The following is a 21,523-nucleotide window of genomic DNA, read 5'->3' on the forward strand; positions in this document are numbered from 1 at the left end:
GCACAAACATGTCCGTTGATATAAAAACTGTGAAGCGCGTCGCGCATCTTGCCCGTATTGCGGTGAGCGAGGAGGATGCAGAGCGCATGACCGGCGAATTGAACGCCATTTTGGGCTTTGTCGAGCAGTTGAACGAGGTCGATGTTTCCGGCGTCGAGCCGATGACCTCGGTCACGCCGATGGCGATGAAAAAGCGCCAGGACGTCGTCACCGACGGCGGCAAGGCAGCCGACATCGTCGCCAATGCACCGGCGACCGAAGAAAATTTCTTCCTTGTGCCGAAGGTCGTGGAGTAGCAGACCGATGGCAATCGACATCGCGGCTGAGACGCCGCTGCAGGACGATGTGCGTGGGCTGATCGAGGAGCTCAACGCCACATTGCTGGAGCTGACGCCGCCAGAGCATTGCTACCACTTGACGGTCGAGCAGATGGCGGACCGCAACACGACCGTCTTCATCGCCCGCGACAACGGCCTTGCCATCGGGTGCGGCGCACTGAAGCGCCACGATGCTGTCGTAGGCGAGGTCAAGCGCATGTATACGCGACCGTCGCATCGCGGCCACAAGATCGGCGCGAAGATTGTCGAGCGTATCGAGGCGCTGGCGCGCCAAGAAGGGCTTAAGCGTCTGGTGCTGGAGACGGGCGACCGTCATCCCGCCGCCTGGACCGTCTACGAACGCGCCGGTTTTTCGCGCTGCGGCCCGGTACTGGATTATCCCGATTCCGAGTGGTCGGTGTTTTACGAAAAGAGCCTTGCCTGATGAGCGACCTTACCCAGCTGACGATTTCGCAGGCCCGCGCCAAATTGCGCTCCAGGGAGATCACAGCCACCGAAATCACCGAGGCTTATCTATCGGCGGTCGAGCGAGCCAATCCGGCGCTCAATGCCTACGTCGTGGTCACCGACGACAAGGCGCGCGACATGGCCAAGACCTCCGACGCGAAACTGGCCAAGGGCGAGGGCGGGTCGCTCGAGGGTATCCCGCTCGGCATCAAAGATTTGTTCGGCACCGAAGGCGTCCACACCCAGGCCTGCAGCCATGTGCTGGACGGCTTCAAACCGCGCTACGAATCGACGGTCACCGCCAATCTGTGGGCGGATGGTGCCGTCATGCTCGGCAAGCTCAACATGGACGAGTTCGCCATGGGCTCGTCCAACGAGACCTCGCATTACGGGCCGGTCATCAATCCGTGGCGGCGTTCGCGCTTCGACACGGTGGTAATGCCGACGACACATCAGGGCGAGGGCGGTTTCGTTTCGGCCGGTGGCACCAGGACCGCGCGCACGTTGGACAATGCCCAACTGGTGCCGGGCGGTTCGTCCGGGGGCTCGGCGTCAGCCGTCTCGGCCTTCCTGTGCGCCGGCGCTACCGCGACCGACACCGGCGGCTCGATCCGCCAGCCCGCCGCCTTCACTGGCACAGTCGGCATCAAGCCGACCTATGGCCGCTGCTCGCGTTGGGGAATCGTAGCTTTCGCCTCTTCGCTCGACCAGGCCGGGCCGATCGCGCGCGACGTCCGCGATGCCGCGATCCTGTTGAAGTCGATGGCTTCGGTCGACCCGAAGGACACGACGTCCGTCGACCTGCCGGTGCCGGACTACGAGGCGGCGATCGGCCGCCCGATCAAAGGCATGAAGGTCGGCATCCCAAAGGAATATCGTGTCGACGACATGCCCGCGGAGATCGAGGCGCTGTGGCAGAAAGGCATTGCCTGGCTGCGGGATGCCGGCGCCGAGATCGTCGATATCTCGCTACCGCACACAAAATACGCGCTGCCTGCCTATTACATCGTGGCGCCGGCCGAAGCCTCGTCCAACCTCGCCCGTTACGACGGCGTCCGCTATGGCTTGCGCGTGCCCGGCAAGGACATTGTCGACATGTATGAAAAGACCCGCGCCGCCGGCTTCGGGCGGGAGGTCAAGCGCCGCATCATGATAGGCACCTATGTGCTTTCCGCCGGCTATTACGATGCCTACTATCTGCAGGCGCAGAAGGTTCGAACCCTGATCAAGCGTGACTTCGAAAATGTGTTTGCAGCAGGCGTCGACGTCATCCTGACGCCGGCAACACCTTCCGCTGCCTTCGGCATCGCCGACGAGGACATGGCCGCCGACCCGGTCAAGATGTATCTCAATGACATTTTTACGGTGACGGTGAACATGGCCGGCTTGCCCGGTATAGCGGTTCCAGCCGGGCTCGACGCCAAGGGGCTGCCGCTCGGCCTGCAGCTGATCGGCCGGCCTTTCGACGAGGAAACGCTGTTCCAGACCGCCCACGTCATCGAACAGGCGGCCGGCACATTTCAGCCGGAAAAATGGTGGTAGGATCGTTTCTCATCTGAGGGGGTGAGGGATGTTCTTCTATGCCTCCAAGATTCTCTGGCTCTTCGTCCAGCCGCTTAATCTCGCGATCATCCTGCTGCTGGCTGGATTGCTTGCGGCATTGGTCGGGCGCAAGAGGCTGTTTGCCACCGGCAGCGTGCTGGCATTCCTTGTCCTTGCACTCTCGGCGTGGACCTCGCTCGGCGCAGTGATGCTTAATCCGCTCGAGGAGCGTTTCCCCAAGCCACCGCTGCCGGAACGAGTTGACGGAATCGTTGTGCTCGGCGGCGGTATGGAGAGCGCCATCAACTTCGTCCGCGGTGGCTATGAACTCAACGCCAGTGGCGACCGATTGGTCGAGGCAGCCGTGCTGGCACGGCGTTTTCCGACAGCGAGGGTCGTCATTTCAGGTGGCCCCATTGCAATGGTCCGCGAAGACGAGGGCGATGCGGCGACAGCTCCACGCCTGTTCACTGCGCTCGGCGTGACGGCCGATCGGCTGGTCCTTGAGGGCAAATCACGCAACACCTACGAGAATGCGGTCTTCACCAAGCAACTGATCACGCCAAAACCGGGCGAGACCTGGCTGCTGGTGACCTCGGCCTTCCACATGCCACGCGCCAAGGCGCTGTTCGACAAAGCCGGTTTTGCGACGGTTCCGTGGCCGGTCGACTACCGCACCTCCGGCAGGGAAGGCATCGGCCTGTTCCGCACGGATGCCAACGAAGCACTGCAGACCACAACCATCGCGACCCGTGAATGGATCGGGCTGATTGCCTACTGGCTGTCAGGCCGGATAGACCGGCCTTTTCCGGCGCCGGATGTTGGGCCGGGCGGCTGACCGAGCACCGCCTGCCGCGCCGCCGAGAAAAACTGGCGACGCACCAGCACCGCCAGGAGCAGCAGCGTCGACAGGACGAATACCGCGGGATCGACGAACCAGCCAAGATAGCCAATCGAGAAGAACACGCCGCGCAGGCCCGAATTGAAATGCTTTCCGGCCAACATGTTCATGCGCGCGGCACGCCACACCGCCGTTTCGGTGACCGGATTGCGCGACGCCTCGCCATGTGGAATCGGCACGGCGCCGATCAGGATCGAGCAATAGTTGAACAGCCGGTAAGCCCAGCCGAACTTGAAGAAGGAAAAAGCCAGGATCAGCACCAGCCCGAATACCTTCGTCTGGAAGGCCGCGCGTGAAGACGTGGCGCCAAACGGCAGGTCGGTCAACACGGTCAGAACCTGATCGGAGGCGCCGAGCAGGGCAAAACAGCCGCCGATCGCAATCAGCGAACTCGAGGCAAAGAAGGCGGTTCCCTGCTGCAGGCCGCTCATGATGGCGGTGTCGACGATGCGGATCTCGCGCTCAGCCATGGTCCGCATCCAGGCCTCGCGCTGCGCGTTCATCGCCCTCGTCAGCGACATGCGGCTGACCAGCATTCCGTCGGCGGCGAGCGTATGCAGCACCCACGCGGCAAGGAAGAACCCCAGCGCCGCAAGGTCGGCCGTCGATAGGTGAAAGGAATCGCTCATGCGTTGCTTTTACCACAGGCGGCAGTAATGCTTCGATGGCCGAAGTTGGAATGTCGCTGCCGGAGCAAACAAGGTCGGCAGGCGCAGCGCCGCAATCTTCAAAACAGCGGAAAACATCATGGGAATTCCTCTATGTAGACCTCAACAGGGTCCCAGGAGAAAACGCCCACGTGTTCCTTTCGGTTTTCGACTTGTTCAAGATCGGCATCGGCCCATCGAGTTCGCACACGATGGGGCCGATGACGGCCGCGCGGCGGTTTCTCGACGAGATTGCGGGAGACGACTGGCCGCGCCCGGCCGGCGCCAAGGTCGACCGGATCGCTGCCAGCCTGCATGGCTCGCTCGCCTACACCGGCATCGGCCATGGCTCCGACCGAGCCGTGGTGCTCGGCCTCGCGGGCCAGACGCCGCAGACGGTGGATCCCGACCTAGCAGACGGCATCGTCGCTGGCATCGCCGCCGAGAAACGGATTTCGCCGCCCGGCCATCCGTCCTACCGTTTCGACCCGGCAACGGATCTTGTGCTGGATCGCAAGACGCCGCTGCCGGGTCACGCCAACGGCATGGCCTTCTCTGCCCATGATGCCGGCGACCGGTTGCTGCTGAGGCGCGTCTATTATTCGATCGGCGGCGGCTTCGTAGTGTCCGAGGAAGAACTGCAGCGGATGAAAGCAAGGGGCTCGGCGACAACCGAAGGCAAGAAGGTTCCGTATCCGTTCAAGAACGCCGTCGAAATGCTGTCCATGGCAGCGAAAAGCGGGCTTTCCATTGCCGAGATGAAGCGCGTCAACGAGGAGACACAGATGTCGCGCGGGGAGCTCGACGCCGGCCTCGACGGCATCTGGAGCGCCATGAAGGGCTGCATCGAGCGCGGCCTGTCGCAAGACGGCATCATGCCGGGCGGACTCAAGGTGCGCCGCCGTGCCCGGATGCTGCACGACAAGCTGCAGGAGCAATGGCAGCAGAACCGGCCTAACCCGCTGCTCGCCAACGACTGGCTGTCGATCTATGCGATGGCGGTCAATGAGGAGAACGCTGCCGGCGGCCGTGTCGTCACCGCGCCAACCAATGGGGCGGCCGGCACTCTGCCCGCAGTGCTGCGCTACTGGTTGCATTTCCATCCCGAAGCCGACCAGCCCAGCATTCGCGATTTCCTGCTGACGGCGGCGGCCGTCGGCGGCATCATCAAAACCAATGCTTCGATCTCGGGGGCGGAAGTCGGCTGCCAAGGCGAGGTCGGTTCGGCTTCGGCAATGGCTGCGGCGGGATTGTGCGCCGTCATGGGCGGCACGCCCGAGCAGGTCGAGAATGCTGCCGAGATCGCGCTGGAACATCATCTCGGCATGACCTGCGATCCGGTCGGCGGCCTGGTGCAGGTGCCGTGTATCGAGCGCAACGCGCTTGGTGCCGTCAAGGCGGTGACCGCCGCTTCGCTGGCCATCAAGGGCGACGGCGTTCATTTCGTGCCGCTCGATGCCGCGATCGAGACGATGCGCCAGACCGGCCTCGACATGAACGAAAAGTACAAAGAAACCAGCCTTGGCGGATTGGCCGTCAATGTCGTGGAGTGCTGAGCGCCAATCTGGCGGCATGGGCCACCACTGTGGAGAAGTCGATCAGGCCGTTGACGCGTTCGCGTGCTGGACTAAACCTTAAACGATGTCTCTCAATCTCATAAAGCTTTGCGTCGGCTGTGACAGCGTCGAGGATCTGGAAGAGTGGATTGCCTTCCGTCTCGACGAGCGGCGCCGCGCCGGCGAACCGGCCGAGCACTACCACACCACCCGCATGGTGCCGACGCGTGGCGCCGAGATTACCGACGGCGGCTCGCTCTACTGGGTGATCAAGGGCAATGTCCAATGCCGCCAGCTGATCACCGAAATCCGGCCCTTCACCGATGACGAGGGCATCGGCCGTTGCCATCTGATCCTCGATCCCGAGGTCGTGCGCACTGACTGGCAACCGCGCCGTGCATTCCAGGGGTGGCGCTACCTGAAGCCGGCGGACGCGCCGGCCGATCTCGGCAAGGGCAAAGCCGGGCTGATCGAGATGCCGCCGAAGCTCAGGCGTGAGCTTGCCGATCTCGGCCTGCTCTGACGCCGAGAAACGCAACGCCAAGACCACCAGCCGAAGCGCTGTCCGCAGGGTGCCATCATCACAGGTCCTCCAGGTCGCCTCATCTGGGCTTGCAAGCCCGGGGACAACGCCACATCTTGAATGTCATGAGCGACAAGAAGCAGCCCGTGCCTGCAAGGGCCAATCCTGCGCCGGTCGAGTCTCAATCGAGCACCGGCGAGATCGACGCGTTTCTCCGTCAGGCAAGGACGCTCGCTGCATCCGCCACCGGTTCAGGCAGGCTGATCCTGTCCCTCGACGCGACAATGAGCCGCCAGCCGACCTGGGATCTCGCCTGTGCGCTGCAGGCCGAGATGTTCGACGCCGTCGGCAAGGCCGGGGCGCTCAAGGTTCAACTTGTCTATTTTCGCGGCCTTGGCGAGTGCCGCTCATCCGCATTCGTCACCGATACCGCAGCTGTGAAACAGCTGATGACGCGCATCAACTGCCGCAGCGGCCGTACCCAGATCGGCAAGGTGCTCGCCCACGCGCTGAAACAGACGGCGGCGGCCAAGGTCAACGCGCTGGTCTATATCGGCGACGCGATGGAAGAAAACATAGATGATCTGGCCGAAAAGGCCGGCAGCCTCGGTCTGCACGGCGTTCCTGTCTTCGTCTTTCAGGAGGGCCATGATGCCGCTGCGGAAAAGGCGTTCAAGGAAATTGCGCGGCTGTCGAAAGGGGCCTGGTTCAGGTTCGATCGGCGGGCTGCCGCGACGTTGGCCGGCCTGCTTTCGTCCGTCGCCGTGTTTGCCACCGGCGGGCTGAAGGCACTGGAGGCCCGGGGCAGGCCGGAGGACCGACTGATGATCGAGCATATGCGGGGCGGCGGAAACTGATGGGCGCGATTATCGCTTTCGTAGCATTGCTTCTGGTGTTTCTCGGCATGCTCACCATCTTCCTGCGCGCCGATCCGGCGAAGCTTGCAGGCGGCATGAGGACGCTTGGACCTGTGCTGCTCGGGCTGGTCGGCGTCGCCGTGCTGCTGGTCGGGCGCGAGGGCATCGGGGGCTTGATCCTGTCGGCTGCGCTCGCCTGGTACGGCTCCATGCGCATGAATCGGCCGGCAGCCAAACTGGCGGCAGGCAAGCGTTCGACAGTTCGTACGGCGGCGCTTGAGATGGAACTCGATCACGATACCGGCGGCCTCGAAGGCCTTGTGCTGGCCGGGCGCCATGAAGGCAAGATGCTTGGCTCGATGGGGCTTGCCGAATTGCAGCAACTCTATCGCGAACTCTCCGGCGATCCGGAGAGCCGCCAATTGCTAGAGACGTATCTTGACGGCAGATTTCCCATCTGGCGCAAAGACGCTGATGCGAATGGTGGCGAAGGGCTGGGTGTTGCGCCAGGTTCTGGCGCCATGACTAAGGAGGAGGCCTACAAGATCCTTGGTCTTGAAGCGGGGGCTGCCGCGGCGGATGTCCGCAAGGCGCACCGCCGCCTGATGCAGCGCCTGCACCCCGATATCGGTGGCACGTCTTTCCTGGCGGCGCGGATCAATGAAGCCAAGGACGTCTTGCTCTCCAATCACAACTAGTCTCCTTCGACGCAAGAACTTCGGGACAGATATCGTTTCGCGCGCCGCTTACTGCTGGACGGCGTAGCACTCGATCTTCTTCTTTTTCAAAGCGTTGCAGGCTTTCCAGGCAGCCGTCTTCGAACCGAAACCACCGAACCGGGCGCGGTAGTAGGTGACACCGTCCTTGTCGAAGGCGACGGTGAAACCGGAGGCATCGGTCAGAACGGAGGGCGCCTGCTTCGTCGCTTTGTCGAGGAAAGCCTTCGCTTCGGCCTGTTTTGGCGAAGAGGCGACCTGTATTGCCCAGCCGGATGGCACCGACGCCGTGCTGACCGGATCGACCTCTGCCGCCGGTTCGGCATAGGCTGCGGCGACCCGGGCTGTCGCCACGTCGTCCACCGTCGACACAGCCGTCGTCTTGACCCTCTTGGCCTGAACGACCGGAGCGGTCTCTTCAACGACGGGCGCATTTTCCTCGACAAGAGAGGCAACGGCATCGTCGTCCGGCTTACTGTCCGGTGTCGGCGCGTCATGCTTCGGTAGAAGCACCTTGGCCAAGGCTGAAATCGGATTGCCGCCGCCGGCCTTGGCAATCAGCACGCCGCCGCCGCGCGACGACGCCTGCGGCATGTAGGCATTGATCAACCCGGCCATCTGGCTGTCGCGGCTGCCTCCGGACCTGCCGCCCATGACCACCGCTACGATGCGCCGATCGCCATCCGAGACCGAGGAGACCAGATTGTAACCGGAGGCGCGGGTGTAACCGGTCTTGATGCCGTCGACGCCCTTGATGCGTCCGAGCAGACGATTGTGGCCGTTGATGCGCTGCCGCCCGTAAAGAAAAGAGCGCTGCGAGAAATAGCCGTAGTATTGCGGGAAATGCTCTCTCAGGGCGATGCCGAGGATCGCCATGTCGCGCGCGGTCGTGAACTGGCCGGGATCAGGCAAGCCGTTGGCGTTGCGGAAAACGGTTCCCCTCATGCCCAGCGCCCGCGCCTTGGCGGTCATCATGCGGGCGAAATTGGCTTCGTTGCCGCCGAGCGTCTCGCCAAGCGCCGTTGCGGAATCGTTTGCCGATTTGGTCACCATCGACAGGATCGCGGTCTCGACCGTGACCGAGCCGCCCCGCTTGACGCCGAGCTTCGTCGGCGGCTCGGCAGCGGCATTGGCCGAGAACACGACCGGGGAATTCTTGCTGATCCTGCCCTTCGCCAACGCCTCGAACGTCAGATAGAGCGTCATCATCTTGGTAAGCGAGGCCGGATAGCGCCGGCCATCGGCATCCGACGAATAAAGCACCTTGCCGGTCTTGGCATCGATGACGATGGCCGCCGACTTGGCCGCCATGGATGAAGCCGCGTCCGCGACGACGAAGCTCATCGCCATGGCGAGGATCATGATCGTTTTGAAGGGGGACACGGATTTGGAAACGAAGCCCGACAACGCCTTACGCACTGATAGTTCCTTTGAATTTCCGTTGCCTTGGAGGCGGCAAAGGGTCCTGCCTCACCTCCGGCCACGCTAACGCAGGCAGCGTTACCAATCCGTTTATGGTAACCGCCGCGTTCACCATTTTCTGTGGGATTGAGCTTCTCTTTATTCGAATCTTAGCGAATGCCGGCAGCTCACGATCCGCATTGCCGCGGGAATCTTGACTTTTGTGCACTGCACAATATATTTACACGCATTGCACAACGCGGCCCGGACAAGCCGCGTCTATCGTCCAAGGCAACCGTTCAAGGGAATGCGTGAAATGACCCAGACCTATGAAGATTTCAGCAAATACGGCAGGGAATTTGCGGATACCGGATTGAAGAGCTTCGCCTCGCTGTCCAAGGGGGCGCAGGCTATCGCCGCCGAGGCGGGTGAGTACACCAAGAAAAGCTTCGAAGCCGGTAGCGCCGCTGTCGAGAAGCTCTTTTCCGCCAAGTCGCTGGACAAGGCGATCGATATCCAGTCCGACTATGCCAAGCAGTCCTATGAGAGCTTCGTCACCGAGGCCACCAAGCTTGGCGATCTCTATGCCGAACTCGCCAAGGAAGCTTACAAGCCGTTCGAATCGATCGTCGCCAAGGCGAAGTAAATTCGACGAACATTCCGAGCCGGCCTTGGGCTTGCAAAGACAGACCCGGTCGCGAACGCGCGGCCGGGTTTTTTCATGCCGGCCCGAAATCGGGGGCCTGCGGTCTTCACGATTTGAAAAATCGGTCAAGTTTGGCCACCTAGCCATATTGTCAGCTAAACAGAAGGGCTTAAAATCGTCCATCGAACACCTACATGTCGAGCATGCATGAGGATTCGAAAGAGGCAGGACTACGTGACTATAGGTTTGACTGCCACGAGCTACGTGGTGCGAATGCAGAACGGCAGCAACGGCAATGAGGCCGGTCGCGGCACGGCCGTCATCACGCGCACAAAAACCAAGATCAAGAAGCCCAGTCTGTATCGGGTCCTCATTCTTAACGACGACTACACACCCATGGAATTCGTGGTCCACGTGCTGGAGCGCTTTTTCCAGAAGGACCGCGAAGCCGCCACACGCATAATGCTTCATGTTCACAATCATGGGGTGGGCGAGTGCGGGGTCTATACATTCGAGGTGGCCGAGACCAAAGTGTCTCAGGTCATGGATTTCGCCCGACAGAATCAGCATCCGCTGCAATGCGTGATGGAGAAGAAGTGAGGTAACATGCCGGCTTTCTCCCAAGGCCTGGAAAAGGCGCTTCACCAAGCGCTGACGCTCGCCAATGAGCGGCACCATGAATATGCAACCCTTGAACATTTGCTGCTCGCCCTGATCGACGACACCGAGGCGGCCGCTGTCATGCGTGCCTGCAACGTCGATCTCGACGAGTTGAAGCATACGGTCCTCACCTATATCGACACCGAGCTCGACAACCTCGTCACCGGCTACGATGAAGATTCCAAGCCGACTGCCGGTTTCCAGCGCGTCATCCAGCGCGCGGTGATCCACGTGCAGTCGTCAGGCCGCGAGGAAGTGTCCGGCGCCAACGTGCTCGTCGCCATCTTCGCCGAGCGCGAGAGCCACGCCGCTTACTTCCTGCAGGAACAGCAGATGACCCGCTACGACGCGGTCAACTACATCTCGCATGGCATCGCCAAGCGCCCCGGCGCTTCCGAGACGCGGACGCCGCGCGGCGCCGACGACGAGCAAGGCAGCCAGAGCGGAGCCGAGCCGCAAGAGGAAGGCGGCAAGAAGAAGCAGCAGCAGGACGCGCTGACTGCCTATTGCGTCAACCTGAACAACAAGGCCAAGGCCGGCAAGATCGATCCATTGATCGGTCGCGAGAGCGAGATCAACCGGACCATCCAGGTGCTGTGCCGCCGCTCCAAGAACAACCCGCTCTATGTCGGTGATCCTGGCGTCGGCAAGACGGCAATCGCCGAAGGCCTCGCCAAGCGCATCGTCGAGGGCGACGTTCCCGAAGTGCTGCACAATGCCACCATCTTCGCGCTCGACATGGGCACGTTGCTGGCCGGCACCCGCTATCGCGGCGATTTCGAGGAGCGGCTGAAGCAGGTCGTCAAGGAGCTCGAGGATTATCCCGGCGCCGTGCTGTTCATCGACGAAATCCACACCGTGATCGGGGCAGGGGCCACCTCCGGCGGCGCCATGGATGCGTCGAACCTGTTGAAGCCGGCGCTGTCTTCGGGCGCGATCCGCTGCATCGGCTCGACCACCTACAAGGAGTTCCGTCAGTTCTTCGAGAAGGACCGCGCGCTGGTGCGGCGCTTCCAGAAGATCGACGTCAACGAGCCGACCGTCGAGGACGCCATCGAGATCATGAAGGGCCTCAAGCCCTATTTCGAGGAGTTCCACAAGGTCCGCTACACGAGCGAGGCGATCAAGGCTTCGGTCGAACTCTCGGCGCGTTACATCAACGACCGCAAGCTGCCGGACAAGGCGATCGACGTGATCGACGAGACCGGCGCCTCGCAGATGCTGGTGCCGGAAGCCAAGCGCAAGAAGACCATCGGCATCAAGGAGATCGAAGCGACGATCGCCACGATGGCGCGCATCCCGCCGAAGACAGTTTCCGCCGACGACGAGAAGGTGCTGCAAGGCCTCGACATCGAGTTGAAGCGCGTCGTTTACGGCCAGGACACCGCGATCACAGCGCTGACCTCGGCCATCAAGCTGGCGCGGGCCGGCCTGCGCGAACCGGAAAAGCCGATCGGCTCGTACCTGTTCTCGGGTCCGACCGGTGTCGGCAAGACGGAAGTGGCCAAGCAGCTCGCCGCCTCGCTCGGCGTGGAGCTGATCCGCTTCGACATGTCGGAATATATGGAACGCCACACCGTTTCACGGCTGATCGGCGCGCCTCCCGGCTATGTCGGCTTCGACCAGGGCGGCCTTCTGACCGACGGCGTCGACCAGCATCCGCATTGCGTGCTGTTGCTGGACGAAGTGGAGAAGGCGCATCCGGACCTGTTCAACATCCTGTTGCAGGTCATGGATCACGGCAAGCTGACCGACCACAACGGCAAGCAGATCGACTTCCGCAATGTCATCCTGATCATGACCACCAATGCGGGCGCGTCCGACGCGCAGCGCGCGGCCATCGGTTTCGGTTCGACCAAGCGCGAAGGCGACGATGTCGAGGCGATCAACCGGCTGTTCACGCCGGAGTTCCGTAACCGTCTCGATGCGATCATTCCGTTCGGCTCGCTGCCGGTGCCGGTCATCCATCAGGTGGTGCAGAAGTTCGTCATGCAGCTGGAAGCGCAGCTTTCCGAGCGCGGCGTGACATTCGACCTGTCGCAGGAGGCGATCGCATGGCTGGCCGACAAGGGCTATGACGAGCGCATGGGCGCCCGGCCGCTTGGCCGTGTCATCCAGGAGCACATCAAGAAGCCGCTGGCCGACGAGGTGCTGTTCGGCAAGCTCAAGAAGGGCGGCACGGTACGTGTCACCGTCGAGAAGAAGGAAACCGGCGAGACCGGCCTGAAGCTCGAATCGCTCGCCGACGAGGCGCCGGTGAGGCCGAAGAAGGAAGAGCCGGACGACGTGCCGAAGGCCAAGAAGGCCGTGGCGAAGAAGCCCGCCGCGAAAAAGGCGGTGGCGCCGAAGCCGGAGCCGAAAGGCAAGGATGGTGGCAAGCGCAGCCTTGTGCCGCAACTGCCGCGTAAGAACTGACGAACCAGCCAGTAAAAAAGCCCCGGAAACGGGGCTTTTTTTGTGACACCTTCCGGTTAACCGCCCGGCGCCCGCCAGAGCGGTTGCACCGGTTCAGCTTGCCAGCGCCATCCGTATCTTGCCGGCGTTTTCGGCCAGGACTTCAGGCTTTTCCATCTGTCCGCTGTGCGGTTTCAGGGGAATGCCCTCGAAGCGCGGAATGACATGGACGTGAAGGTGAAAGATAGTCTGCCCCGAAGCTGGTTCGTTGAACTGCATAACCGTGACGCCATCGGCATCGAAGGCCTTCTTTACGGCCCGCGCAACTTTCTGGACGTGAGCGAAGAGCGGGCCAAGCACCGCCGGATCCGCGTCAAGCAGGTTGCGCGACGGCGCTTTCGGCACCACCAGCGTGTGACCCTGTCCTTGCGGCATCACATCCATGAAGACAATGACCGCGTCATCCTCGTAGACGCGGTGCGAAGGGATTTCTCCGCGCAGGATTTTGGCGAAGATGTTGCTGCTGTCATAGGTTGCTTCGGCCATGGCGCGCGCTCCGGTTCTTGGCTCGCTGTCTCGTGTAGCGAAGCTGTTCCGGGCGGGCAAGACGATCGGTCGACATCGGCCGTGCCGGCCCGCTCGGCTGAGCGATTGGGGCTCGCTACTCTACTCCGCCATGTCCTTGCGGAACGGGGTGTGCTCTTCCAGATATTCGCTCATCCGCTCGACTTCGCGCCGCTCGCGCTGGAGGTAGTCGGCCACTGCATTGCGCAGACCTGGATGGGCGATGTAGTGCGCCGAATGCATCGTCACGGGCCGGTAGCCGCGCGCCAGCTTGTGCTCGCCCTGCGCACCGGCTTCAACCACCTTCAGCTTGCGCGAGATGGCGAAATCGATCGCCTGATGGTAGCAGACCTCGAAATGCAGGAACGGGTGGTCCTCGATGCAGCCCCAATTGCGGCCGTAGAGCGCGTCTGAACCGATGAAGTTGATGGCACCTGCAATGTAGCGCCCGCTGCGTTTGGCCATGACCAGCAGGATGTCGTCGGCCATGCGTTCGCCGATAAGCGAGAAGAAATCGCGGTTGAGGTAGGGCCGGCCCCATTTCCTGCTGCCGGTATCCATGTAGAACGCGAAAAAGTCGTCCCAGGCCTTTTCGGTCAGATCCTTGCCGGTCAGCCAGTCGATCGAGATGCCGTCGGCGAGGGCCTCGCGCCGCTCTTTCTTCATTGCCTTGCGCTTGCGCGAGGCTAACGTTGCGAGAAAATCGTCGTAGCTCGAAAAGCCTTCGTTGAAGAAGTGAAACTGCTGGTCGGTGCGATGCAGGAAGCCGGCCGCCGCCAATACCTGGACGTCGTCCTCCGGCGCGAAAGTAACATGCGCGGAAGACACGCCGAGCTTATCCGTCACCGCCTTCAGGCCGGTCGCAAGACCGGCCTTGACGGTGGGGATGTCCTCGCCCCTGCCGACCAGCAGGCGAGGGCCGGTGACGGGTGTGAACGGCACCGCGCATTGCAGCTTCGGATAGTAGCGCCCGCCGGCGCGTTCGAACGCGTCCGACCAGCCATGGTCGAAGACATATTCGCCCTGGCTGTGCGACTTCAGATAGCAGGGGACCGCTCCGAGCAACATGCCTCGCGCGGTTTCCAGCCTGAGGTGATGGCCTTGCCAGCCTGTGCGCCGAACAGCGCAGCCGGAATCTTCCAGCGCGCTCAAAAAAGCGAATGAGACAAGCGGGTTGTAGCCGTATTCTGCATCGCCGCGTGTAGTGCCGCCGAGGCTGTCCCATTCAGCGCTGGTAAAGGCGCCGATGCCCGCGGCGATGCGGATCGACAGCTCCGCATTCGCCGTTTGTCTTTCACAGTCGTCCCCTTGATCCATGAGGCTTACTTAAGCTCGCTGCGGACCCATACAAGCCCGCTCAGGCAAGCCGTACCAGATCGGGCTCGAATCCTTCGAACGTCATCTGGTCGGCATATTTGAAGGTCAGGTCGACGGCAGGCTGGTCGTGCACGGTCCAGGTGATCACCGGCATACCGAGTCTCTCTCGCACGAAGGAGACGAACCGGTTCGGCAGGTCGCCGGCAGCGTAGGAGGTGAAGGCAATATCATGCGCCAGCATGGCGAAATGCGCCTCGATCAGGTGGTTGTCGTTGCCGTAGGCGGTCAACCCGCCGGGTATGCCGGGTGCATATTTCGGGAACTCGCGGATCAGCCAATGGTCGAACGACATGATCGCGGTCTTGCCCTTGTAATGCTTGAGCATCTTGCCGACGCTTTCGACCAGGCCTTCGTCATGCCCGGCAGCACCTTTCAGTTCGACAACCATCGGCACACGGCCGTCGACCAGATCAAGCGCCTGCTGCAGCGTCGGCAAATGGTCGGCGGTGCCGCCGACCTTCAGCGCCGTGATCTCTGCAGCCGTACGCTGCCAGACGAAGCCGTCCTCGCCGGTCAGCCGCCGCAGATCGCCATCGTGGATGATGACGGGGACGCCGTCGGATGACAGGTGCACATCGCATTCGATCGCGTAGCCGCGCTCGGCCGCCGCAGCGAAGGCGGAAAGGGTGTTCTCCCAGCGCGTCTTGTTCATGTCGTGGAGGCCGCGATGGGCGACGGGCCGGGCGGTCAGCCAGGAAAGATCGGTCATGGTTGCAGTCCCGGTCATTCGACTTCGAAGATCGCTTCGATTTCCACTGCGGCATTAAGCGGCAGGGAGGCGGTGCCGACGGCGGAGCGAGCGTGCTTGCCACGATCGCCGAGCACGGCGGCGAGAAAATCCGAGGCGCCGTTGGCAACCAGATGCTGTTCGACAAAATCCGGTGCCGAGGCGACGAAGACGGTGATCTTCACCAAGCGACGGATTTTCTCGAGATCGCCAAGTGCCGCCTGAGCCTGGGCCAATATGTTGATCGCACAGTATTTTGCGGCTTCCTTGCCGGTCGCGGTGTCGACATCGCGGCCAAGCAGTCCGCTCGCCTGGAGCTTGCCCTCCTTGAGCGGCAACTGCCCGGCGGTGAACAGCAGATTGCCGGTCCGGCAATAGGGCACGTAATTGGCGGCGGGCGCGGCGGCGGCCGGCAGCGTCACGCCGAGATCGCTTAGCCGCTTTTCGATTGTTTCGCTCATGCTATTTCCCTATTGCTTGAAGGTGCCGCGCAGGCCGGGCCGAAATTGCTATTTTTGCCTCGCTTCCGCCACGACTTTTTTTAAGCTGGACCATCTTTCCATGCGGCTTGCCACTAGCCGCGATGATCGGAGCACCCCATGCGCGCAACGCGCCTCGCATTCAACGCCGTTCTCTTGACAGCGGCTTCCTGGGCGGCTCCCGCTTTTGCGGTGCCTGCGCTGCAGGCGCATCGTGCTGTTTACGACATTTCACTCGACAAGGCTTCAGACCGTTCCGGCATTACCGGCATCACCGGCCGCATGGTCTACGAGTTCAACGGCTCGCCTTGCGAGGGCTATACGGTAAAGTTCCGTTTGGTGACCCAGATCGTAACCAGCGACAACACAAGGCTGACCGACCAGCAGATGACCACCTTCGAGGATGCCGAGGGCAAGACCTTCTCCTTCGTGAACAAATCCTTTGTCGACCAGAACCTCGACAAGGAGGTCAAGGGTACCGCAACGAAGGAAGCCAACGGTCTCAAGGTCGATATCGACAAGCCCGAGAAGAACAGCCTGGAACTCGCGCCGACCCAGTTCCCGACCCAGCAAATGGTCGAAATGATCGGCAAGGCGGAAAAGGGCGAGCGTTTCTACGAAACCAACCTGTTCGACGGCTCTGAGGACGCCAACAAGGTGGTGACCACCACCGTCGTCGTCGGCAAGCAAGCCGATGCCGACAATGCCGATCCGGAAGCGCCGGCGCTGGCCAAGCTCGCCACCGACAAATACTGGCCGGTCGACATCGCCTATTTCGATGATGCCGACAAAGGGGGCGAGGAGGTGCCGGAATACCGGATCAGCTTCAAGCTGCACAAGAACGGCATCACGCGCGATCTCGTCATGGACTATGGCGAGTTCTCGATGACCGGCAAATTGGTCAATCTGTCACTGTTCGATCAGCCTAAGACCTGCCCGTCTAAATAAGCTCGAGTGAACGGCAAGCCGCCGGCCGCTATCCGGGATAGTAGCGCTTAATCTTGCGGGGCAAGTCGCATCGACTTGAGCATGCCGCAATTGCCTATCAACGTCTTATGACGGTATGCGCCGCGGGGGAGCAGGTTGAGCAGGATCGACGTTTTTGTGGCGCCGCGGCCCAATGCGACGCTGATCAACGCTATGACATTGGTCAACCGGATTGTCATGCTGCACGGCATTCCAGGCTTTCGCGACCTGTTGCCATTCAACCGTCTGGCCGGTTTGCGCGGCGTCGCCAATGTCCGCCACATCGATTTTCCAGAGGATGACCGGCAAAGGCTGAAGGCTTGTTGCGGCGCGGGCAAGGCGACGTTCATCACGCCCAACCATCCCGAATTCTTTACCGACTGGATGATCGACAAGGAGGTCGTCTCGCGGGTAAGCCCGCTGGCGGCATCCTGGGCCACGCACGGCGTCGTCAACGGGCTTGGCCGGCTGATGCAGAAATTCTGGTTGGCCAACAATCTGATCGCGCAAATCCCGGGCAACAGCGCGGCCGCCAAGGAACATTCGGTGGCCTGGGCGCTGAAGGGGCACGGCGTGCTCCTGCATCCCGAAGGCGGTGTCGGCTGGCATGCCAACATGATTGCCCCGCTGCTGCCGGGCGCGGTCGAAATGGGGTTCGAGGCGCTGAAGCGCGGCCGCCTGACGGATCCGGATTTCAAGGTTTGGATCGCGCCCGTGATATGGAAGCTTGCTTTCACGGGGAATATCGAGGCAGCGCTGGCAAAGGAATGCGCCTATGTCGAGCACAGCCTGAAGATCGAACGCCGTGCCGCCGATTCGCTGCCGGAGCGCATCCATCATATCTATGCGACGTTGCTGTCGCGCGATGAGGCTGCATATGGCCTGCGGTCCGATGAGCGGGCTTCGTACGACGCACGTCAAAAGGACCTGCTGACCGAACTCGGCCGTCGCCTTGCCGAACTTGTCTCGGTCGACGCCGGCACGCTCGACAATGCCGAGCTTTTGCGCCGTTCGCGGCGCTGGCTGCGGGAAAACACGGATGGCAGCGGAAGCCAGAAGCAGGTCCGAATGCTGGCGGATACAATCCAGCGCGTGCAGCGTGTCGGGCCGTGGGCTTCAGCCAACCCGCGCATCACGCAGGAGGAGATCGCCGAACATTTGAAGCGGATCCGCAACGATTATTGCAAGGGTACGCTGCGCGATACGATCAACCGTTTCGTGCCGCAGCCGGCAGGCCCACGCCGCGCCTATGTCCGGGTACCGGAGCCGGTAGGCTTGCACGCCTATCAAGACTCCGTCGAGGAGGCACTCGCCGAACTGCACGACCGGATGCAGGAGACCGTCACCAGGACGATGACGCAACTCGAGGCCGGCGGCGGCTTCATTTTCTATGCCAATCCCTTCTATCATCGTTAGCGATGTGTTGGTCGGCGCAAGATGAAGGAGTGCGGCAAGCCTCATGGCGGTCTATGTCGATGCGGCGATCTGGAAATGGGTCGGCCACCGCTGGTGTCATCTGCTGGCAGACGACACCGACGAGCTGCATCGCTTTGCCGGGCAGCTCGGCATCAAGCGCGCGTCCTACCAAGGACCGCCGAAGACATCGGCACCGCATTATGACATAACCGGGTTCGAGCGCGACCGCGCAGTGCGGTTAGGCGCCATCGAATGCAGCCGCGAGGAGATCGTCGCCGTTTTCCGGCGTGTGCGGGTGCCGAAGGGGAAGATGCGGCGATGACACCGGTGCGCTGATCGCCGCACGCTGAACCACAAGACGCCACAACGCTTGCGTTTGTCGCGCTTCCCCTCTATATGCGCGCTCATTCCACACACGGACTTTGGTGTCTGCCCGGGAGAAATCCGGCTGAAACCTCCGGTGGCGTTCGAGGACAAAGTCCAAAAATGCCTGTGTCCGTGGAGGCTAACCGGAAAGGAAATAAGAATGGCTCTGCCTGATTTCAGCATGCGCCAGCTATTGGAAGCTGGCATTCACTTCGGCCACCAGACCCACCGCTGGAACCCGAAAATGGCGCCCTATATCTACGGCGCCCGCAACAACATCCACATCATCGACCTCTCGCAGACAGTGCCTTTGCTGCACCAGGCGCTGAAGCAGGTTTCCGACACTGTTGCCAAGGGCGGCCGCGTGCTGTTCGTCGGCACCAAGCGCCAGGCCTCCGACATCGTCGCCGATGCCGCGCAGCGCTCGGCCCAGTACTATGTCAACTCGCGTTGGCTCGGCGGCATGCTGACCAACTGGAAGACGATCTCGAATTCCATCCAGCGCCTGCGCAAGCTCGACGAAATGCTGGCCGGCGAGGCTCAGGGCCTGACCAAGAAAGAGCGCCTCAACCTCGACCGCGAGCGTGAGAAGCTCGACAAGGCGCTGGGCGGCATCAAGGATATGGGTTCGACGCCCGATTTGATGTTCGTGATCGACACCAACAAGGAAGCGATCGCCATTCTCGAGGCCAAGCGTCTCGGCATCCCGGTCGTTGCCATCATCGATTCCAACTGCGACCCGGACAAGATCGACTTCCCGATCCCCGGCAATGACGACGCGGCCCGCGCCATCCAGCTGTATTGCGATTTGATCGCCAAGGCAGCTATCGACGGCATCGCCCGTCAGCAGGGCGCGCTCGGTGTCGATATCGGCGCATCGGTCGAGGCTCCGGTCGAGCCGGCGCTCGATCAGACCCCGGCCGCCGAGAGCCCGGCAGCCCAGACCCCGGAAGCATAGTAGCGAAGGCCGGCTGCGGCCTTCATCTTTCCAATATGTTGGCGCGGTAAGCGCTACCAGCACCAGGCGCATCATCGAAAATCGATGGTGCGTCAGTGCATTTAGACAAAGAGGCGACAATGAGCATTTCGGCTGCACAGGTCAAAGAACTCCGCGACTTGACCGGCGCGGGCATGATGGACTGCAAGGCGGCGTTGAACGAGACCAACGGCAATATGGAAGAAGCCATCGACTGGCTGCGCAAGAAGGGCATTTCCAAGGCCGACAAGAAGGCTGGCCGTACCGCTGCCGAAGGCCTGATCGGCGTAGATTCCGGCGTCCGCGAGGCAGCGATCGTCGAGGTCAATTCCGAGACGGACTTCGTTGCCCGCAATGCTGCGTTCCAGGAGATCGTCGCCAATGTCGCGAAGGTCGCGCTTGCCTATGGCGGCAAGACCGAGGCCGTTGCCGCCGCTCCCTATCCGGGCTCGGGCAAGTCGGTCGCCGAGACCATCAAGGACGCTGTCGGCACCATCGGCGAGAATCTGGGGTTCCGCCGCTCGGCCAAGCTCACCGTCGAGCACGGCGCCGTCGCAACCTACGTTCACAATGCGGTCGCCGACGGCCTTGGCAAGCTCGGCGTGCTGGTGGCCATCGAGACGACAGGCAACGCGCATGCCGCCAACGCCTTCGCCCGTCAGGTTGCCATGCATGTCGCTGCCACCAATCCGATGGCCCTGACCACCGAAGAGCTCGATCCGGCCGCAGTGGAACGCGAGAAGGCGATCTTCGCCGACCAGGCGCGCCAGTCCGGCAAGCCGGAAGCGATCATCGAGAAGATGGTCGAAGGCCGTTTGCGCAAGTTCTATGAAGAGGTCGTGCTGCTCAAGCAGGCTTTCGTGCTCAATCCCGACATTACCGTCGAGAAGGCGCTGAAGGATGCCGAGAGCGAAATAGGCGCGCCAGCCAAAATCGCTGCCTATCTGCGCTTCGCGCTCGGTGAGGGTATCGAGAAGGAAGAGACCGATTTCGCGGCGGAAGTCGCGGCAGCGGTCAAGAAGTAACTATTCGTTTGAAAGGCTTTTTTCGGCCGGGTATCCGCGAGGATGCCCGGCCGATTTCTTGCACGGTGTCGATGAAGGCGCGGAGCTTCGGGGCCATCGCGGCGCGGCGCGGGAAATAGAGGAACAGTCCCGGTTCCTCGATCGATGCCTCGCCAAGGACTTCGACCAGCCGGCCTGCCTCGATGTCAGGCTTGACAAGCGGCTCGAACAGATAGGCGAGGCCGATGCCGGCAAGCGCCATTTCCCTTGCCGACAGCGGATCGCTGACGACCACGCTGCCGCGTGTCTCGACGCTGATATCCTTGCCCTGATCGGATAGATCCCAGTGATAGAGCGCACGTGATCGCAACAGCCGATAGCCGATGCAGTTGTGCACGGCGAGATCGGCCAACGCCCATGGCCGCCCGCGCCGGGCGACATAGGCCGGCGAGGCAACGATGATGCTGCGGAAAGGCCCTGTCAGTCGCACCGTCACCATATCCTCGGCGATCATCTCGCCCAGCCGGATGCCGGCGTCAAAACCCTCGCCGACGATATCGCTCAGACGTTCGTCGGTGACGATCTCCACCGTCACGTCAGGGTAACGTTCCGCCATCGCCGTCAGGATGGGCATCAGCGCCAGAGGCAGCGCCAAACGCGGCGCGTTGATCCTGAGCAGTCCGCTTGCCCGGCCTTTGACAGAGCGGATACGTTCGATCCGGTCGGCAATGTCTTCCAGCGCCGGCTCCGCCGCAGCGACAAGCGCGGTGCCAGCCTCGGTCAGCGAGACGCTGCGCGTGGTGCGGGCAAACAACGGCTGGCCGATTCGCTCCTCTACCAGCCGAACCGCATGGCTGACCGCTGACGGGCTCATGCCGAGCTCGGCGGCTGCCGGCGCGAAGCCGCCACGCCGCGCGACGGCAACGATTACAGGTAGGTGGCTAAGCAGATCGCGGTCCATTCATGCATGATATCGCATAGTCCATTCGGATAATGCAATCTTATCGGTGGGGAAAGGAG

The 21,523-nt window shown here is 62.1% G+C and carries 23 protein-coding genes; 16 read left to right on the forward strand and 7 right to left on the reverse strand.

Annotated features, from left to right (window positions below):
• Positions 1-8 precede the first annotated feature (8 nt).
• Genes gatC through NKH67_RS21910 form a run of 4 tightly spaced genes read left to right on the forward strand, consistent with a single transcriptional unit; the run spans position 9 to position 3,165 of the window.
• On the forward strand, positions 9-296 hold the full coding sequence (gatC, locus tag NKH67_RS21895; protein WP_023674910.1) for an Asp-tRNA(Asn)/Glu-tRNA(Gln) amidotransferase subunit GatC: 288 nt from the start codon (positions 9-11) through the stop codon (positions 294-296).
• A 7-nt stretch (positions 297-303) separates the two neighbouring features.
• A complete protein-coding gene (locus tag NKH67_RS21900; protein WP_352502374.1) occupies positions 304-762 on the forward strand; it encodes a GNAT family N-acetyltransferase in 459 nt (152 codons plus the stop codon).
• Entirely contained in the window at positions 762-2,327 is a 1,566-nt protein-coding gene (locus tag NKH67_RS21905; protein ID WP_352502375.1) for an amidase, read from the forward strand. The genes NKH67_RS21900 and NKH67_RS21905 overlap by 1 nt, the downstream gene beginning before the upstream one ends.
• 28 nt (positions 2,328-2,355) lie before the next feature.
• Positions 2,356-3,165 (forward strand): YdcF family protein, encoded by an 810-nt coding sequence (locus NKH67_RS21910; protein WP_352502376.1) that lies wholly within the window; start codon positions 2,356-2,358, stop codon positions 3,163-3,165.
• On the opposite strand, the gene NKH67_RS21915 is transcribed toward NKH67_RS21910, so the two are convergent.
• A complete protein-coding gene (locus NKH67_RS21915) occupies positions 3,102-3,857 on the reverse strand; it encodes a DUF599 domain-containing protein (protein ID WP_352502377.1) in 756 nt (251 codons plus the stop codon). The genes NKH67_RS21910 and NKH67_RS21915 overlap by 64 nt on opposite strands.
• A 170-nt stretch (positions 3,858-4,027) precedes the next feature.
• On the opposite strand from NKH67_RS21915, the gene NKH67_RS21920 reads away from it, so the two are divergent.
• The 4 genes from NKH67_RS21920 to NKH67_RS21935 all read left to right on the forward strand — a co-directional run bounded on the left by NKH67_RS21920 (position 4,028) and on the right by NKH67_RS21935 (position 7,509).
• Positions 4,028-5,431 (forward strand): L-serine ammonia-lyase, encoded by a 1,404-nt coding sequence (locus NKH67_RS21920; RefSeq protein ID WP_352502378.1) that lies wholly within the window; start codon positions 4,028-4,030, stop codon positions 5,429-5,431.
• Between the two features lie 85 nt (positions 5,432-5,516).
• Complete coding sequence (locus NKH67_RS21925) at positions 5,517-5,954, forward strand: DUF1489 family protein (RefSeq protein WP_352466463.1); 438 nt, start codon at positions 5,517-5,519, stop codon at positions 5,952-5,954.
• A gap of 125 nt (positions 5,955-6,079) precedes the next feature.
• Positions 6,080-6,811, forward strand: a complete 732-nt coding sequence (locus NKH67_RS21930) for a vWA domain-containing protein (protein WP_352502379.1) — start codon at positions 6,080-6,082, stop codon at positions 6,809-6,811.
• On the forward strand, positions 6,811-7,509 hold the full coding sequence (locus tag NKH67_RS21935; RefSeq protein WP_352448805.1) for a DnaJ domain-containing protein: 699 nt from the start codon (positions 6,811-6,813) through the stop codon (positions 7,507-7,509). Before NKH67_RS21930 ends, NKH67_RS21935 begins: the two co-directional genes overlap by 1 nt.
• A gap of 48 nt (positions 7,510-7,557) precedes the next feature.
• On the opposite strand, the gene NKH67_RS21940 is transcribed toward NKH67_RS21935, so the two are convergent.
• A complete protein-coding gene (locus tag NKH67_RS21940) occupies positions 7,558-8,946 on the reverse strand; it encodes an SPOR domain-containing protein (RefSeq protein ID WP_352502380.1) in 1,389 nt (462 codons plus the stop codon).
• A 298-nt stretch (positions 8,947-9,244) separates the two neighbouring features.
• Between NKH67_RS21940 and NKH67_RS21945 the strand changes: the two genes are divergently transcribed.
• The 3 genes from NKH67_RS21945 (at position 9,245) to clpA (ending at position 12,649) form a co-directional block, all read left to right on the forward strand.
• Positions 9,245-9,574 (forward strand): phasin family protein, encoded by a 330-nt coding sequence (locus NKH67_RS21945; protein ID WP_352502381.1) that lies wholly within the window; start codon positions 9,245-9,247, stop codon positions 9,572-9,574.
• Positions 9,575-9,847: 273 nt separating this feature from the next.
• Positions 9,848-10,174: an ATP-dependent Clp protease adapter ClpS gene (gene clpS, locus NKH67_RS21950; RefSeq protein ID WP_352502382.1), complete on the forward strand. Its 327-nt coding sequence runs from the start codon at positions 9,848-9,850 to the stop codon at positions 10,172-10,174.
• Positions 10,175-10,180: 6 nt separating this feature from the next.
• Positions 10,181-12,649 carry an ATP-dependent Clp protease ATP-binding subunit ClpA gene (gene clpA, locus NKH67_RS21955; RefSeq protein WP_352502383.1) on the forward strand — a complete coding sequence of 823 codons (2,469 nt, stop codon included), beginning with the start codon at positions 10,181-10,183 and terminating at the stop codon, positions 12,647-12,649.
• Positions 12,650-12,742: 93 nt separating this feature from the next.
• On the opposite strand, the gene NKH67_RS21960 is transcribed toward clpA, so the two are convergent.
• The 4 genes from NKH67_RS21960 to NKH67_RS21975 all read right to left on the reverse strand — a co-directional run bounded on the left by NKH67_RS21960 (position 12,743) and on the right by NKH67_RS21975 (position 15,757).
• A complete protein-coding gene (locus NKH67_RS21960; protein WP_352502384.1) occupies positions 12,743-13,174 on the reverse strand; it encodes an HIT family protein in 432 nt (143 codons plus the stop codon).
• 120 nt (positions 13,175-13,294) lie between these two features.
• Complete coding sequence (locus tag NKH67_RS21965) at positions 13,295-14,509, reverse strand: GNAT family N-acetyltransferase (RefSeq protein WP_352502385.1); 1,215 nt, start codon at positions 14,507-14,509, stop codon at positions 13,295-13,297.
• A 40-nt stretch (positions 14,510-14,549) separates the two neighbouring features.
• Entirely contained in the window at positions 14,550-15,278 is a 729-nt protein-coding gene (locus tag NKH67_RS21970; protein ID WP_023674925.1) for a glycerophosphodiester phosphodiesterase, read from the reverse strand.
• Between the two features lie 14 nt (positions 15,279-15,292).
• Positions 15,293-15,757, reverse strand: coding sequence for a RidA family protein (locus NKH67_RS21975; RefSeq protein WP_352448812.1), 465 nt, complete (start codon positions 15,755-15,757; stop codon positions 15,293-15,295).
• A gap of 138 nt (positions 15,758-15,895) precedes the next feature.
• Between NKH67_RS21975 and NKH67_RS21980 the strand changes: the two genes are divergently transcribed.
• The 5 genes from NKH67_RS21980 to tsf all read left to right on the forward strand — a co-directional run bounded on the left by NKH67_RS21980 (position 15,896) and on the right by tsf (position 20,524).
• Positions 15,896-16,723, forward strand: coding sequence for a cell envelope integrity EipB family protein (locus NKH67_RS21980; RefSeq protein ID WP_023674927.1), 828 nt, complete (start codon positions 15,896-15,898; stop codon positions 16,721-16,723).
• Between the two features lie 135 nt (positions 16,724-16,858).
• Positions 16,859-18,157 (forward strand): lysophospholipid acyltransferase family protein, encoded by a 1,299-nt coding sequence (locus tag NKH67_RS21985; RefSeq protein ID WP_352502386.1) that lies wholly within the window; start codon positions 16,859-16,861, stop codon positions 18,155-18,157.
• A 43-nt stretch (positions 18,158-18,200) separates the two neighbouring features.
• Positions 18,201-18,479 carry a DUF4031 domain-containing protein gene (locus NKH67_RS21990; RefSeq protein WP_352471792.1) on the forward strand — a complete coding sequence of 93 codons (279 nt, stop codon included), beginning with the start codon at positions 18,201-18,203 and terminating at the stop codon, positions 18,477-18,479.
• Between the two features lie 204 nt (positions 18,480-18,683).
• The gene (gene rpsB, locus NKH67_RS21995; RefSeq protein ID WP_031211288.1) at positions 18,684-19,481 is read left to right on the forward strand and encodes a 30S ribosomal protein S2; all 798 of its coding nucleotides are present in this window, start codon (positions 18,684-18,686) and stop codon (positions 19,479-19,481) included.
• 119 nt (positions 19,482-19,600) lie between these two features.
• Positions 19,601-20,524: a translation elongation factor Ts gene (gene tsf / locus NKH67_RS22000; protein ID WP_352471655.1), complete on the forward strand. Its 924-nt coding sequence runs from the start codon at positions 19,601-19,603 to the stop codon at positions 20,522-20,524.
• Here tsf and NKH67_RS22005 read toward each other — a convergent pair.
• On the reverse strand, positions 20,514-21,464 hold the full coding sequence (locus NKH67_RS22005) for a LysR family transcriptional regulator (RefSeq protein ID WP_352502387.1): 951 nt from the start codon (positions 21,462-21,464) through the stop codon (positions 20,514-20,516). The genes tsf and NKH67_RS22005 overlap by 11 nt on opposite strands.
• Between the last annotated feature and the right edge of the window lie 59 nt (positions 21,465-21,523).

Source organism: Mesorhizobium sp. M0968, assembly GCF_040319065.1.
Classification (GTDB): domain Bacteria; phylum Pseudomonadota; class Alphaproteobacteria; order Rhizobiales; family Rhizobiaceae; genus Mesorhizobium.